Here is a 15,213-nt window from a genome sequence, read left to right as displayed (position 1 = left end):
TCAACGCCAACTCGCCAACGGAATGGCGCGAGCTAGTAGTCACTAATTAATTTAGCGTTAGGATATAACTACATAGCCCGTGCTGATAATTCCACAAAACTCCAGATGATTGTTTGCGATCGTGGCAGCGGGCTAAAAAATCCACACTCAAAATTCTTATCTCATCATGCTCGGTAATTTCCAAAGAAGTGAATTGCGGATTGAAGTGCCAGCTACACCTAATATGATTCGCGATCGATTATTATCGCCGCCAGCACTGACCAAGTGGCTCTTTCCCCAGCAGATGAAGTTTTCCAGTCAAGATCTGCTAACTGTGGGCACCCAGTTTGAAACTAGTTTCGGCCCCGCGACTGTTAAGTGTCAAGTCGATCGAGTCAATTCCCAATGTCTGCGGCTGATCCTCAGTCAGGGTGTCGATGGTTATCACGAATGGTACTGGGGTGAAGGCTGGGTTCAATCTCGTCTTGAAGGAATCTCGCTCATTCCCCTCAATCTTTACCAAACGGCGACGCTATTTCGATTGCAGCAATCGCTGAAGATGGGAGGTAGATAAGTGGATGGGTAATGAGTAATGGGTAAAAGGACACCCCCAGTCTCCCAACTTCCAACGCCCCGCTCCCCGCTCACAAAAAAGCAGCAACCACTCAATCGAGTAATTGCTGCTTTTTTAGCTAGTGGACTAATGACTAGCCGTTATCGGAGCGAACCCACAAGGGAGCGGAACGTGCCAACATTAACCAGCCGCCATCACCAGTTACATAGCCAATTTCAGCAAGATAACGATGTTCGCCTGGACTGATAGGTAGTTCCAAGTCCCAAGCGGAATCGCTGCATTCAAACTCTTGGAAAGTACGCGGTAATTCGACATTCGGATCGGTATTGGTAACGTCGTAGAGACGAACTACCAATTTTTCACCGCCTTGTTCCCGCAACTGCCGTTTCAATCGGACGGGGACTTCCCAGTGCGCATAAGCTTTGGTGGGACTGGGGGAAACTAGGGTAATTTGACCTTCGGTGTAGAGACTCCCAGACAGATCGCTGCTATTTGGTGCCGAAGTGTCTGTGCCGCCAGTGGGTGTTTCTTTATTGGTAAAGAAAGACTGGAGTGCTTGTCCCGCACCAATTGTGGCTGCTGCGCCACCAGCTAGAGCCGCACCACCGAGATCTTTCCCATCGGCGAGGAAGTCGCTAGCTTTATCTTTGAGCGTGCCAAAGAAGTCGCTCGGCTCTGGTGTTGGCTTCTCCTCACCGACATCACCAGTTTCTTCACCGAGTAAATCGGATAAACCAGCAAATGGATCTTCATCCAAATCGTCGAGGTTAATGGCCTCCAAATCCCGATCGAATGTATCCAACTCTGGATTGAGGTTTAATTCAGCGATTTCGGGTTTGTCTTCGGTACCGAATAATGCGGCACCCCCAGCGACGGCTGCGGCTCCGGTTGCGCTCACAGCAGCACCACCATTCGCCAAGAAGTCGCCAGCGTTCTCAGCAAGATCGCCAAAGGGATAATCCAAGTCTATGTTGAGCGCGTCGGGAAGTTGCTCGTCAGCATTGTCTGCCACTGGAGCCAACGGCTCGCCAAAGTCAAACAGATCGTTGTCAACAGAGAGTTGCTGGTTAGCATTGTCTGGTACTGGAGCCAACAGATCGCCAAAGTCAAATGGATCGTTGTCAACAGAGAGTTGCTGGTTAGCATTGTCCAGTGCTGGAGCCAATGGTTCGCCGAAGTCAAACGGATCGTTATCACTGCCACCTACGAGTAGATCGTCCAGTTTTTCCTGGGCGGGAGCTAAGGGGGTATTAAAATTAAACGGATCGTTATCGATCGCCAATTCGGGTGCTACGAGCGCATCTGCTGCGTCGGGCGTGGCTGACTCTTCGACATCCGATCGATCTCCAGCGAGGTCGCCGACAGATTTACCCAGATTACCTGCTAGGGCAGCTCCACCAGCTAAGGCGGCTCCACCTGCGGCAACAGCGGCTCCACCACCATCTTGGAAGAAGTCGCCTATTCGATCGAATATCCCTTCGCCAGCATCGACATCATCGACTGCGGGCAGCGGATCGGCAGCTTTGGCTGCGATCTGTTCTGGAGTCTGCGCGAAGTTTTCGGGTACTTCTAGACTCAGATCTGATGATTCGGGATGGTCGCGATCTTGGAAGAAGTTGCCGATGCCACCAGCAAATGCAGCTCCGCCAGCCAGTGCGGCTCCACCTGCGGCGGTTGCGGCGGCACTACCATCTTGAATTAAGTCTCCAGCCTTGTCCTGAATGCCTTCTATCGGGTTGTCGATATCTAGATTGGGGATCAGATTGGATGACTTATCTTTCAACCCTTCTAGGGGATTGGAGAGGTCGATATTGGGAGCTTCAATCTGGGGTAGTTGGAGATCGCCCGATCTGGTTGCTTCATCCTGTGCCGACGCATAGGTCGAATCGTAAATACCTTTGCCGATTGCGGCTGCGGCTGCGGCACCACCAGCAAGCGCGGCTCCACCTGCAAGGTTGATATCGTTGGCTTTATCTTTGACCGTATCGACTACACCATTAAAGTTAATATTTGGCGTGTTGGACGTTACGCTTGGCGGTGGGGTCAACGTCCCAGATAAATCGCCCGATCGCAGGTCGCCCGATCTTAAGTCGCCAGAAGGACGATAGCCCAAATTTGAGGACAAATCACCTGAGAGATCTCCAGATAAACCATCACCTCTAGAGGTTCGCGATGGTGGTGGTGGATAGAGTGGTTTGATGGCAGGTGTCGTTTCTGATACTGCTGCTGCGGAGGTTGGTGTCTCGTCGGTTTTCTTCCGACTTAACAGCCAGATTAGTCCGCCACCTAAAGCAAGTAGCGGTAGAATCCACCACGGAAAGCCACCTTTATTATTACTAGTAGTAGTTGTAGTAGTATTAGTAACTGTTCCAGAATTTTCACTTCCGGTAGCTCCGCTGGTTGCAGTCGTACCAGCAGTTCCAGTTGGATCGGTCGCACCTGTTGCACCAGTCGCCCCAGTCGCCCCTGTAGTTCCGGCAGTAGTTGTAGTAGTTTCAGTAGTCGTACTCGTGGTTGGCGTCGTACCTGTAGCTGCGGCTGCTGTAGCTCCGGTTGCTATCGCTTCTTTGATGGCTAATTGACCCGCAGGATCGCTGACATAGCCCAGAAATGCCTTAGCACCTTCGCTGACTTTTGCCCCTTTGTTTTTATAAACGTAGGATAAAGGCTGAGAGAATGGATATTTAGGGTCATCTGGTTGGGTGCCATGGAGAGTAATGGCTCTAATTCCTGGGATATTCTTGATTTGGTCGGCGGGTGCGTAACCAATCCCATCATCGCCTAATTTATCGACGACTGCTTGAGTCGAATCTTCAGCTAATTTTTGAGCGTTGCTCCCAGTCTTGAGTTGACCTTTTTGGAAAACTGAATAATTGGCAAATGCACGCCGAGTGTCGCTATTACTTGGTCTGTCGATTACTTTGATTTTCCCTTTAGCACCTTTAGCACTAGGTAATTGCGACCAATCGGTGACTTCGCCGCGATAAATTTTCGCAAAATCTTTAATCGTTAGGTTGCCATTATATGGATTACTATCTTTGACAATAATGGCAATTTTGGAGCTACCGATCGATTTAGCGGCTACACCTTGTGCTTTTTCGGTGGCGGTCAGTGGACGACCGATGCCCGCAACATCTGCTTTGTCTGCGACAATTGCTTTGATGCCACTATCGCTGCCCTGATACTGCATCGGCAAGGTCACATCCGTACCGGGGAATTGCTTTTGGAATCGCTCTTTGAGACCTTGATTGACAGCTTGCAGGCTACTAGAACCATCAATCTGCACTTTAGTTCCCGCTGCCACCGATGTGGGTAAGGGGAAATTATCGGCTGTTTGGGCATTAGTTTTGAGGGTAGTGCCACCAGCAGCTAATATTAGTGCTAGAGTTACGATTGAACTACTTTGCTGTTTCATTTGTAACAACTAGTTTTGTGGATATTGTAATCAACAATAGCTTAGATCCGTTGTCTGAGTTGACCATCGAGCAAATGCTTGGTAAAGCAAATATCTAATCGTCAACTGAAAATAAGCTATAGCGATCGCTCGAACATACTCTAAACTGACTAGTAAATCGATCTCGATACTATACTAAGCTTTTTAGATCCTTATTTTAAAATTGCCAGCAACTGGCGTGTCCAGATCCTAACCGATCTGTTCGTTTCGATCGATCTAAATGTTACATTTTCGTTAAGATACTATCGAATAATAAATCTTACTGTGCTTTTTATCACCAATGTAATATTTAAATGAGTAATATCCACCGGAAAAAATCAGTACAAATTGGTGGCAATCGTCACAAATCGACCCGTTTGACGGTGAAAGTGAATCGGACAATCGCGAGAACGATCGCCGTTTGGAGTACCTGGGGATTGGCGACATTGATGCTACTGGCGAGACTTGTTTGGTTGCAAATTATCGAAGCCCCCAAGTTGCAAGAAAAAGCCAAAGAGCAGCAACGAGTAACGATGCGATCGGTAGTCCCGCGCCGGACGATTGTCGATCGCTCGAACGATCGAGTGGCGATCGACAGACTTAGTTATACTGTCTTTGCCCATCCCGAAAAATTCACCGAAGTAGTTCGCAAAAAAGGCTCCAAAACAGGGTTGGTTGTCGCCGTAACGCCAGCAGATATGGCGCAGCGACTAGCACCAATTGTCGGACGCACGGTGCAGGATCTCACGACCAAATTTCAACAGCGCAAGACGGGAGTGTTCGTCGGATCGGGACTGCGGGAAGACACTAGAAATCGGATTAGAGCACTCAAAGTCGAAGGTGTCGAGATCGTCCAAGGCGAACTCGACTATACGCGATTTTATCCTCAAGATGATATGCTCGCGGAAGTCTTGGGCTATCTCGATTGGCAGCGACAACCCCAGGCGGGAGTAGAATACAGTCAAACCACGCTGTTAGAGCGCAAGGTCGTCCCATACAACTTAACTAAGACTGCTAGAGGTGAAATTTTACCCGATCGCGTCACCTTGGATTTTTTGCATACCGATGACTTGCAACTGCGACTGAGTATCGATTTGCGCCTACAACGTGCCGCCAGAACCGCACTCAAGCAAAAAATGAAAGAATGGAATGCCTTACGCGGGACGGTAATTGTCATGGATGCCGATACGGGAGCATTGCGATCGCTCGTCGTCGAACCAACTTACAATCCCAACCAGTACGGTAAAGACGTCCAAAATTACAGCAAAATCGTCGGTGAAAAGCGCGCGGCAACTCTACTGCGAAATTGGGCTGTTTCCGACCTCTATGAGCCAGGATCGACCTTCAAACCGATCGCCGTTGCCATTGCCCTAGAAAATGGAGTTATCGAGCCAAAATCCACCTTTATCGACGATGGCAGCATCACTGTCGGTACGGATACCATCCGCAACTCCGACAAAAAAGGTAATGGCAAGCTCGACATCGCCCAAATTCTCCAACATTCGAGCAACGTCGGCATGGTCAAAATGATGCAACGGCTCAAACCCGACGTCTATTATAATTGGCTGCAACGGATTGGTTTGGGTCAAAAATCTGGAATCGATCTGCCCTTAGAAGAACGCGGCGAAATCCGCAGTCGGCGCGAGTTTGTGGCATCCCCGATCTATCCGGCCAATACAGCCTTCGGGCAGGGCTTTTCACTCACTCCCATTCAATTGGTGACATTGATCGGCAGTCTGGCCAATGGCGGTAAACTAGTAACTCCGCATGTGGTAGAAGGGTTATACGATAGTGCCGGAGTGCGCAAAGACAAAAATACTCTCCCCGAACCCACACAGATCTTCTCCTCCCACAATGCCCGATCTGTCTTGGCAATGATGGAAACTGTCGTCACCCACGGCTCTGGAGCTAGAGCCGAAATTCCTGGCTATCGGATTGCAGGGAAAACTGGCACTTCTCAAAAAGCCATGCTCGGCGGCTACAAACAAGATGGTAAAAAAATTACCAGTTTTGTAGGAATTTTACCTGTGGACGGACAACATCGTTACGTCGTATTTGCCGCAGTCGATGAACCCAAAGGTAAAGAAAAAGCCTTCGGTAGTAACGTCGCCGCACCGATTGTCAAATCTGTGATGGACTCATTAATTTCACTCGATGGCATTCCCCCTAGCGACCCGAGTGCAGTTAAAAACAAGAAGACAGATAAAACCGAAATAGATAAAGATAAAACAGAAACAATCAAACCAGATAAAATAAATAAAATCGAATTAGACGATGCAAAAGCAGAACCGTAGTAAATTAATTATCAGGATTTAAGGATTTAAGGATTGACAGGATTAGGAGATCGGTACTATCCACCCATCCACCCATCCTACTGTGGTACAGTCCACCCCATCTACCCATCCACCCATCCACTCATCCTACGGTGGTACAGTCCACCCCATCCACCCATCCACCCATCCACTCATTCACCCATCCACCCATCCACCCTCTTCCTCCTCCTCGCGGCGTATCTAGATTATCTGATCGGCGATCCTTGGGGATGGCTGCATCCCGTGCAAGTGATGGGATGGACGATCGATCTATTTACCCAAACCACCCTCAAATACGTCAAGAGTCCGTACTTGCGACGTCTGGCGGGGGTAGTTTTGTGCTGGGGATTAATCTTTGGTACGGGAGCAATTACTTGGCTGCTAATCCATCTCTGTGAATCGATCCACCCGTGGTTGAGTATTGCCGTGCGATCGATCGCCTTGGCAAGTTGCTTTGCCGGAAGAAGCCTGCGACGAGCGGCGGAAGATGTCCTTACCGCAATTGCCAGTGCAGATCTAGAGTTGGCTCGATCGAAACTTAGTATGTACGTCGGTAGAGACACTGATAAATTAACCATCCCCGAAATCCACCGTGCCATCCTCGAAACCGTCACCGAAAACGCGATCGATGGCGTGATGGCTCCCCTGTTTTACGCGATCATCGGTGCCTTTATCCCCGCAATTGGGGCTGTACCCCTCGCCATGGCCTACAAAGCCGCCAGCACTCTAGATTCGATGGTCGGCTATCGTCGCGAGCCATACACCGATATCGGCTGGTGTAGTGCCAAATCCGAAGACATTCTCACTTGGCTACCCTGTCGCCTTAGCGTACTTACGCTGAGCCTGATTTCTGGTAAACCCCTGACTGTCTGGCGAATATGCTTCCGCGACGCGGTTAAAGATCCCAGTCCTAATTCTGGTTGGAGCGAATGCGCCTATGCCGTAGCATTGGGGGTGCAAGTTGGAGGGATAAATTACTACAAGGGACAAGTACAAGAAAAACCACTATTGGGTGACGATTTACAACCGATTACTGCCGATATTATTCAGCAAGCTTTGAGGTTGACTCGCTATAGTTTTCTCTTGTGGATAGGATTGGGATCGATCGCGTTAAGTTTAGGATGAATAAATCGCGGAAAATCGTAGAGTAGATTTGGTGTAGCGGCACTCGTTGGTGTAGCCTCTCCATTCCTACGGAACGCTTAGTGCTGCCATTATTAAACTTATGTCATCTCCAAAAAATCCCCTCCTCTGTGCAGGCAGACGCTTCTCTTCGAGACGCTTTCCTTCGGAACGCTTCGCGAACGGAGCGACGTTTTTATTCGGGGGTTCCCCCCGAATAAAAACGTCAAGACAGGGGTGCCCATAGGGATGGGTCGGTAGATCTTCACTTCCCACAAGCAATCGAGCGAGCGAGAAATAAATTACTTACTCCGTGCCAATACGCGTTCGGCTAACTTTTCGGGTACCTCTTGCAACCTTTCATAACGCCAGGTAAAGAAACCCACCCCCATAGTGAGCGAGCGCAACTCCACGATAAAACTGTGCATTTCCGCTTGGGGTAAATAAGCCGAAACTACATCCCAACCGTTCCAGCCAGATTTGGCGTCATAACCCAAAATTTGGGCGCGGCGTCCGGTTAATAGTTGCAATGCTTTAGAGGTAAACTCGCTCGGAGCCGAAACTTCGATCGCCAGAATCGGTTCTAATAATGTCGGTTCGCACTTGGAGATCCCTTCTGTCATTGCCAAGCGGGCGGCGTTTTTAAATGCTTGCTCGGAGCTATCGACACTATGGTAGGAGCCATTAGTCAATGTTACCGCGACATCGACGATCGGGAAACCTAATGGCCCGCGATCGAGAAATTCACGCACCCCTGTCTCGACACCAGGAATATATTGTTTGGGAACGACACCACCGACAATCGTTTCTTTGAAGTCGAAACCCGTTCCCCGTTGGCGCGGCTGGATATCGAGAAAAACATCGCCAAATTGTCCGTGTCCCCCAGACTGATGTTTGTAGCGTCCGTGAATCGACGTGACGGGTTTGCGGATGGTTTCTTTGTAGGCAACTTGGGGAAGGTGCGTCTGCATGGGGAGATTGTACTTGCGCCGCAACCGATCGATCGCTACTTGCAGGTGAATTTCGCCCTGTCCCCACAAAATTACTTCGTGCGTGTCGCCGTGCTGTTCCCAGTGCAGGGAGGGATCTTCTTCAACTAGTTTGGTTAAAGCACCGCTGAGTTTGACTTCATCATTGCGATTGCTGGGCACGATCGCTAGTGCGTAAACTGGGGTGAGAGTTTGGGCTTGGGGTAACTCTGCGATCTCACTATCACCAATCGTCGCACCTGTTTTGATGCCTTCGAGTCGTCCTAAGGCAACGATTTCCCCCGCACTAGCCGATTGCAAGGACTGTTGCTGGCTGCCTAACAGCCGATAGATGCCGCCAATGCGGATGCCATTGACGATCGATCCGTCAGTTAGATTCCCTCGCCACATCCGCACCACAGAGAGCTTACCGCCTTGTTGACTGTAAATCGTCTTCAGCACTTGTGCGACCGCGCCATCGCCTTTGTGTCGATCGATCCCGCGATGTTTGGCGGTGACTTCTGCTTCGGGAGCTTCGCGTAACAGTGCGGCTAACAGCGGACGCACGCCGTAATCGAGTTCGGCGACGCCGACGAAGACAGGGACGATCGTATCTGCCCCCAATTCCATCCGCAGATCGCGCACGATCTCTTCTTCGTCTGGATTAATTTCGGCGATTAATTCTTCTAATAAATGGTCGTCAAAGTTGGCGAGTTCTTCTAACATTTCTGCCCGTGCAACGCGTTCTGCTTCGCGAAGTTCGTTTGGGAATGGCACGAGATCGGGCGCACTACCGGGATGATAATGATAGGCTCGCTCAGTGACCAAATCGATAAAACCGAGGACTTTTTCACCTTCGACGATCGGATACTGATGTGCGACTAACGGACGACTCGATACTTGTTTGAGGGAGTGGAGAAGATCGATAAAATTAACATTCGATTTATCGATTTTATTGATGAAAACTAAATGGGGAATTTCCCAATCGTCTAAAAATTTAAATAAAGGTGAAAGTGTTAATACGCGATCGATCGTTGGTTCGCACACCACAATTGCCGCATCGACACCGATTAGTGCATTATATGTCTCTTGACTGAACTCGATCGAGCCAGGACAGTCGATAAATGTAAACTGAACGTCTTCAACTACAGTAGTGCCCGCGCTAATTTCGATGCTCATCTGCCTCGATCGAGCTTCTGCCACACTATCGCCGATCGTATTTCCTTCTTTAACGCTGCCTTTACGCGAAATCGCTCCCGTTACGGCCAGCAAACTTTCTAATAATGTGGTTTTGCCTGCTAAGTACGGCCCCACAATTCCGACATTACAAATCCGTTTTGTACTTATAGTCATGTCGATCGCCACCCCCTAATGAGTGTATGGTGAATGTATCGATTCAATCGGTCGAACTAATTAATATCCAGTAAGATGCACCGAGAAGATGAGGAATTAATTAACAGCTAACTATATTTAAAACTGTTAACCTGAGCTTAACTCTTTTGCGATCCCCACCGATCGAAATACAGTTTATTTTAATAATTGAGTAAACATTAATTAAGCATTATTAAGTAGAGTTGCGAATGTTACCGAGAAGCCGATCTCAGTCCGACAAATGCCGAGCAGTTACGATGTGGTAGTTAATCTCAGTTGTTTGGGAATAATAACAGATAGTATTTCTCCAACTCGTTCGCGAGCCACTACTATCATGACTCCGCTACCGTCATCGTCCTTAGATTCAACCGCTGAACTTGATGTTGAGACAATAACCACCGCTCTCAATCGTAAATTCAAGTCTCAAGCGATCGTAGCAGCCGTAACCAACGATCCAGAGCTAATAATAATCGAGTTATCGGGCTTATCTGTTCCCAACCAGCAACAGATGACTAATGTCGTCAAACAGGTATTGGGCAAACTGCAAATTCCAGAACAGACAGTTAAAGTTTTTGGTAGGCAAGCCGACGCGACAGAACCCAGTTGGGAGGGAAAGGTGTGGATCGAACCGATTGCCGACATCGAGCCTAGTAGCGTCAGGCAAACCACATCCACGATCGATCGAGAAGATCCGCCCCCAACATTTTGCCCCGAAAATCACATGGTGCTGGCAATTGTAGCGACTTTGTTAGGTGTTTTGCCTTTGGGTATAGTGGCAATTATCTATGCCAGTCAGGTTAATTCTAAACATGCCGAGGGAGATAATCTGGGCGCGGTTAAATCTGCGGCTACTGCCAAAAGGTTGAGCGTTGTGAGCCTGAGTATTTCTGGTGTTTTTACGGCATTAATCGTGCTAGCTGTTATCTTACCGTTATTTTTAGGTGGCGGCAAATTCTACAAAATCAAGCAAGAAAAAGCAGCTCAAAAATACGTCCAATCAGTGATGCAGCCCAAACTGGATGAATTACTCACGGCTAACATGACCAAAAATTTTGCTATTTCGACAACTCTTAGTGGTATGCCAGCAGATAGTGGCTATAAGTTTGAAGCAGAGCTAGTTAGCGATCTTGGTGCTGCTAGTCGCAAAAACTTTATCATTATGGCTACACCTACTAGTAACAACCTGCGCAGTTTTGTCGGAGTGATATATGCGATCGAGCGGGACTCTAAAGTTTTTGTCAAAACCGATGGTTGCATTAGCAAATCGAGCAGTTTTTTCCCACCATTAGTAACGATTTCTAATGGCACTGTCACTTGCGATGCCAATTCTGTCTTAGCTTCTCAACAACCAGGTTAGCTGAGAGTTGGTAGTTAAAGGAATCAGTTTATCGACCAAGATTCAGAATCCACAATCCCCAATCCATAATCCCCATGACACCAGAACCACTCGCAACCCCTCAAGAACGCATGGGGATTATTCAGGGCGATATTACTAAATTAACGGTAGATGCGATCGTCAATGCGGCCAATAGTTCGTTGCTCGGCGGTGGTGGTGTCGATGGGGCAATTCATCGCGCTGCTGGTGGCGAATTACTCGCCGCCTGTCGGCAACTTAATGGATGTAAAACTGGTAAAGCCAAAATTACTCCAGCCTATCGATTGACGGCAAAATATGTAATTCATACCGTCGGCCCCGTTTGGCGTGGCGGTAATAGTGGCGAACCAGAATTACTCGCAAGTTGCTATCGCGAAAGTCTGGCTCTGGCGACGTTACATCAGATTCAAACGATCGCATTTCCGGCGATTAGTTGTGGTGCTTATGGTTATCCGATCGATCTAGCGGCGCGGGTGGCACTAGAGACAGTGCAGACTTATTTGGAGACAGATAGATCGATTGCGGGTGTCAGTTTTGTCTGCTTTAGCGATACCGATTACGATGCTTATGTAGAAGCTTTTGGTATGTTATGACTTGATAATGCTGCGTAATGAATCGAAGAAAGTTGGATAAGAAATTGAGGCAGCTTCCGCACGCGCGATCGTAGTCTTTCCCTTCGCCATTACAGACGCGATCGCGAGGCTCATAGCAATCCGGTGGTCGGTAAAACTATCGAGTTCTGCGCCGATTAATGAGCCGCCGCCAGTAATTTCTAAACCATCTGGTAATTCGGTAATGTTCGCGCCCATTTTAGTTAAGGCAGCGGCCATTACTTGCAACCTGTCGCTTTCTTTGACGCGCAATTCTGCGGCATCTTTAATTATGGTCGTGCCTTTAGCAAATACTGCTGCTACAGCTAAAATCGGAATCTCATCGATCAGTCTGGGGATAAGATCGCCGCTAATTTCACAAGCTTTTAAATTACTATGTTTGACTCGCAAATCTGCCACGGGTTCGCCTGCAACTTCACGCTGATTTTCGAGGGTAATATCGGCACCCATTAATTCTAAAGCGACCAAAATTCCCGTGCGGGTCGGGTTGACACCGACATTTTCAATATACAACTCCGAACCGGGCACGATCGCGCCAGCAACTAACCAAAAGGCTGCGGAGCTAATATCTCCAGGGACAATCACTTGTTGTCCTACGAGCGTGGGATAACCCGTCACCGTCGCACTATTCGTCTCTGGATCGACTTCTATGTGCGCCCCAAACGCACGTAACATCCGTTCGGAGTGATCCCGCGATAAGGCTGGTTCGGTGACCGTGGTGCGCCCGTAAGTCATCAATCCAGCGAGTAAAATGGCTGACTTAACCTGAGCTGAGGCGATCGGCGAATGATATTGAATCGGTTGTAATTCTCGTCCGCGCACAGCCAGCGGTGCGAGCGAATTATTTCGGCGTCCCCAAATCTGCGATCCCATCTCCGTGAGGGGATTGACGACGCGGGACATCGGACGCGATCGTAATGAATCATCGCCTGTAACGGTAAAAAATCGATCGGGATGAGAAGCCAAAATTCCCAACATCAGCCGCATTGTCGTCCCCGAATTGCCAGCATCGAGGATACTTACAGGCTCCTGAAGCTGTCCCAAACCAATCCCCGTCACCGTCACCAACTCGGTATTTAACTCCGAAATCTGTGCCCCCATTGCGGTAAAACACGCCGCCGTACTTCGAGGATCTTCGCCCAACAATAATCCCCGAATTGTCGTCTCTCCCTCAGCCAAGGCTCCCAGCATCAAGGCGCGATGGGAAATCGATTTATCACCCGGAATTTGCAATGTGCCCTGAAGCGATACATCCGCAGGTGAATTGACGGTTAAACTTTGATGACGATCGACGGGTTGGAGATTTATCACGACGGTTTTGGCAGAAAGTCCAGATTTTTATTTTAAAGCGACAAGCGATCGAGTTTGTCTTCCTAGCTAAAAATTAATACCATTGTGGATTGCAGATTGCAGATTGTAAAAATCTTGCTGTAGATGGAGTCAATCGATCCATCTTGGAGGATTGTTTTTTAAATTGGGGCAACTATTCATACTTTGTAGAGCGATAAAACACCAATTTCAACAAAAACAGAGGGTTGGCTTGATTGCATCAAGCCAACCCCTGCCTTAATAGCCTAACAATCGACGATCGATTAATTTAGCGATAATTAGTAAATTGCAAAGCCACAGGTAAATCTTCTTGTTTGAGCCGCTGCATTACGGCTTGCAATTCATCTTTATCCTTGGCAGTAACGCGGACGACATCGCCTTGAATTGACGGTTGAACTTTTTTAAATTCATCCCGAATTAGCTTGGAAATCTGTTTGGCAATATCTTGACTGATACCTTTTTTGAGCGTGATTTCTTGACGAATCCGATTGCCACTCGATGACTCAATTTTACCGTAGTCAAAAATTTTCAACGAAAGATTGCGTTTGAGTGCTTTGCTCTGAAGCATATCATGGACGGCATCGAGAGTCATTTCACTCGCTGTATTCACTGTGATTTTTTCGTCAGCAAGTTCGACAGTAGTCTGCGTATCTTTGAGATCGTAACGACTGCCGATCTCGCGATTGGTTTGATCGAGAGCATTTACTAATTCTTGCCGATCGAAATCGCTGACAATATCAAAAGAAAAGGTAGAAGCCATATTTTGTACTTAGTAAGGTTTCCAGTATTTTAAGCTTTAGGCTTTAGGCTTTAGGGAAAATCTTAATTAGCATCTCATTGTTATCTCAATATTATCTCAAACAAATTACCTAATGCCTAATGCCTAACGCCTAAAACCTAATTCATTGTACTGGTGATACTCATAGACATGAGTGTAAAAATTGCCACGGAGCCGACGCCGAACATTAACGATCGACCGATCGGAAAATTGATGATATAAAATATTGAATAAAATAACCGCGCTACTGTAAAGCCGATCGCGCAATTTACTACTGTCGGTGAATTTTGCTGGGTGATATATGCCATTAGTGCTGCTGCACTATACAGTATAAATGCTTCCCAAGAATTTTGATGTGCCCAAGTTGCTCGTTTGCCGTAGTCTGGCATTTTATCGAATGCAGCACGCGGAGCTGAGATATCGAACCCGACTTGAAAGCGGGTGACAGCAACTACTAAATAGGGAAAGTAAACTAGAAATGCCGCAGCCGCGATCGATCCGAGTAAAATTGTTGGGGTTGAGAGATTGGCGAAATTCATAAAACGGTTGTTTGCGGCTGGGAATCTAAGTTTGATTACAAAATAAGTAGGGAGTAAACCGCATCTTCATCAGAATTCGTCTGTAAAAGTGGGGCAACTAAACCCCAATTAGATCGCCCAACCGACTCATGTAGGTTGGGGAAAATAGGTTAGTCGAAATAAAATAGAGTTACAACTTTACGTTGTTCTTCTGCCTCGTGGCAGGTTTGGAGCAAAGTGTCACTATCGTGGAAAGCAAAACAGATCAACTGCTGACAGCGAGAAACAATTTCCTGATTGCACAACGCGCTGGCTTCGCCGAGCGAGAGTGAGTCGTTACCAGGATTTTCTACCAGGTGCATGACGTTCTGCAACTGCTCTTGAGATTCTCTCGGTTGACGAGCGAGACTTTGGGGTAAGATTACCGTCAGCATGTCTCGATCGGCTCGAATAGCTCCCCGAATAGCCGCAGAGTTTGTGCCCGTGGCACCAGAGGTAATCAAACGATTGCCAGACAATACCAGAGCATAGCTCATCATCTCGATTAGATGTTGGTGGGTAATCGGGACGTGCCGAGAACCCAATAGTGCAATTTTCTTGGAGCCAGTCTGTTGAATCGTAGCTAGTTCCTGGGCCAGAGTATCGATTTCAGATACGTTAATCAAAGACGGTGCGTGGCTTAACAACTTTGCTATTTTAGCATAATAAAGGCAGAGGCTAGGCAATAGTGATAGGGAATAGGGAATAGGGAATAGGGAATAGGGAATAGGGAATAGGGAATAGTGCATAGTGCATGGTGAATCGGGGATTAGGTTTTGAATTGCGTTCCCTCACCCATCTACT

Annotated in this window: 11 protein-coding genes; 5 read left to right on the top strand and 6 right to left on the bottom strand. The window is 47.9% G+C overall.

Annotation, left to right across the window (positions count from 1 at the left end; genetic code table 11):
• Positions 1-166: 166 nt before the first annotated feature.
• A complete protein-coding gene (locus tag CHA6605_RS23540; RefSeq protein ID WP_015161874.1) occupies positions 167-553 on the top strand; it encodes a hypothetical protein in 387 nt (128 codons plus the stop codon).
• Positions 554-686: 133 nt separating this feature from the next.
• On the opposite strand, the gene CHA6605_RS23535 is transcribed toward CHA6605_RS23540, so the two are convergent.
• Positions 687-3,968 (bottom strand): substrate-binding domain-containing protein, encoded by a 3,282-nt coding sequence (locus tag CHA6605_RS23535; RefSeq protein ID WP_015161873.1) that lies wholly within the window; start codon positions 3,966-3,968, stop codon positions 687-689.
• A 332-nt stretch (positions 3,969-4,300) separates the two neighbouring features.
• Between CHA6605_RS23535 and CHA6605_RS23530 the strand changes: the two genes are divergently transcribed.
• Positions 4,301-6,280 carry a peptidoglycan D,D-transpeptidase FtsI family protein gene (locus CHA6605_RS23530; RefSeq protein ID WP_015161872.1) on the top strand — a complete coding sequence of 660 codons (1,980 nt, stop codon included), beginning with the start codon at positions 4,301-4,303 and terminating at the stop codon, positions 6,278-6,280.
• A gap of 180 nt (positions 6,281-6,460) precedes the next feature.
• A complete protein-coding gene (gene cbiB / locus CHA6605_RS23525) occupies positions 6,461-7,423 on the top strand; it encodes an adenosylcobinamide-phosphate synthase CbiB (RefSeq protein ID WP_041549857.1) in 963 nt (320 codons plus the stop codon).
• 299 nt (positions 7,424-7,722) lie between these two features.
• On the opposite strand, the gene CHA6605_RS23515 is transcribed toward cbiB, so the two are convergent.
• Positions 7,723-9,741 (bottom strand): elongation factor G, encoded by a 2,019-nt coding sequence (locus CHA6605_RS23515; protein WP_015161870.1) that lies wholly within the window; start codon positions 9,739-9,741, stop codon positions 7,723-7,725.
• A gap of 259 nt (positions 9,742-10,000) precedes the next feature.
• On the opposite strand from CHA6605_RS23515, the gene CHA6605_RS32020 reads away from it, so the two are divergent.
• Together CHA6605_RS32020 and CHA6605_RS23505 are read left to right on the top strand one after the other, a co-directional pair.
• Positions 10,001-11,116 (top strand): CD225/dispanin family protein, encoded by a 1,116-nt coding sequence (locus tag CHA6605_RS32020; protein ID WP_015161869.1) that lies wholly within the window; start codon positions 10,001-10,003, stop codon positions 11,114-11,116.
• 74 nt (positions 11,117-11,190) lie between these two features.
• A complete protein-coding gene (locus CHA6605_RS23505) occupies positions 11,191-11,727 on the top strand; it encodes an O-acetyl-ADP-ribose deacetylase (protein ID WP_015161868.1) in 537 nt (178 codons plus the stop codon).
• Here the strand turns inward: CHA6605_RS23505 and aroA are convergent.
• From aroA to CHA6605_RS23485, 4 genes are all read right to left on the bottom strand, one after another.
• Positions 11,722-13,056 (bottom strand): 3-phosphoshikimate 1-carboxyvinyltransferase, encoded by a 1,335-nt coding sequence (aroA, locus tag CHA6605_RS23500; protein ID WP_015161867.1) that lies wholly within the window; start codon positions 13,054-13,056, stop codon positions 11,722-11,724. The two genes, CHA6605_RS23505 and aroA, sit on opposite strands and share 6 nt — an antisense overlap.
• 286 nt (positions 13,057-13,342) lie before the next feature.
• Positions 13,343-13,834 (bottom strand): YajQ family cyclic di-GMP-binding protein, encoded by a 492-nt coding sequence (locus CHA6605_RS23495; RefSeq protein ID WP_015161866.1) that lies wholly within the window; start codon positions 13,832-13,834, stop codon positions 13,343-13,345.
• A 137-nt stretch (positions 13,835-13,971) separates the two neighbouring features.
• Entirely contained in the window at positions 13,972-14,391 is a 420-nt protein-coding gene (locus CHA6605_RS23490; protein WP_015161865.1) for an MAPEG family protein, read from the bottom strand.
• A 149-nt stretch (positions 14,392-14,540) separates the two neighbouring features.
• Complete coding sequence (locus CHA6605_RS23485) at positions 14,541-15,158, bottom strand: hypothetical protein (protein ID WP_015161864.1); 618 nt, start codon at positions 15,156-15,158, stop codon at positions 14,541-14,543.
• Positions 15,159-15,213 lie beyond the last annotated feature (55 nt).

It is taken from the genome of Chamaesiphon minutus PCC 6605, from assembly GCF_000317145.1.
In the GTDB taxonomy this organism is placed as follows: Bacteria; Cyanobacteriota; Cyanobacteriia; order Cyanobacteriales; family Chamaesiphonaceae; genus Chamaesiphon; species Chamaesiphon minutus.
This window is presented reverse-complemented; position numbering and strand designations above follow the sequence as displayed.

Excerpts from the sequence above, each read along its gene's own strand:
- CHA6605_RS23485 (WP_015161864.1), bottom strand. The coding sequence starts at position 15,158 with ATGCACTATTCCCTATTCCCTATTCCCTATTCCCTATTCCCTATTCCC.
- CHA6605_RS23535 (WP_015161873.1), bottom strand. The coding sequence starts at position 3,968 with ATGAAACAGCAAAGTAGTTCAATCGTAACTCTAGCACTAATATTAGCT.
- CHA6605_RS32020 (WP_015161869.1), top strand. The coding sequence starts at position 10,001 with ATGCCGAGCAGTTACGATGTGGTAGTTAATCTCAGTTGTTTGGGAATA.
- CHA6605_RS23530 (WP_015161872.1), top strand. The coding sequence starts at position 4,301 with ATGAGTAATATCCACCGGAAAAAATCAGTACAAATTGGTGGCAATCGT.
- CHA6605_RS23540 (WP_015161874.1), top strand. The coding sequence starts at position 167 with ATGCTCGGTAATTTCCAAAGAAGTGAATTGCGGATTGAAGTGCCAGCT.
- CHA6605_RS23495 (WP_015161866.1), bottom strand. The coding sequence starts at position 13,834 with ATGGCTTCTACCTTTTCTTTTGATATTGTCAGCGATTTCGATCGGCAA.
- CHA6605_RS23515 (WP_015161870.1), bottom strand. The coding sequence starts at position 9,741 with ATGACTATAAGTACAAAACGGATTTGTAATGTCGGAATTGTGGGGCCG.
- CHA6605_RS23505 (WP_015161868.1), top strand. The coding sequence starts at position 11,191 with ATGACACCAGAACCACTCGCAACCCCTCAAGAACGCATGGGGATTATT.
- CHA6605_RS23490 (WP_015161865.1), bottom strand. The coding sequence starts at position 14,391 with ATGAATTTCGCCAATCTCTCAACCCCAACAATTTTACTCGGATCGATC.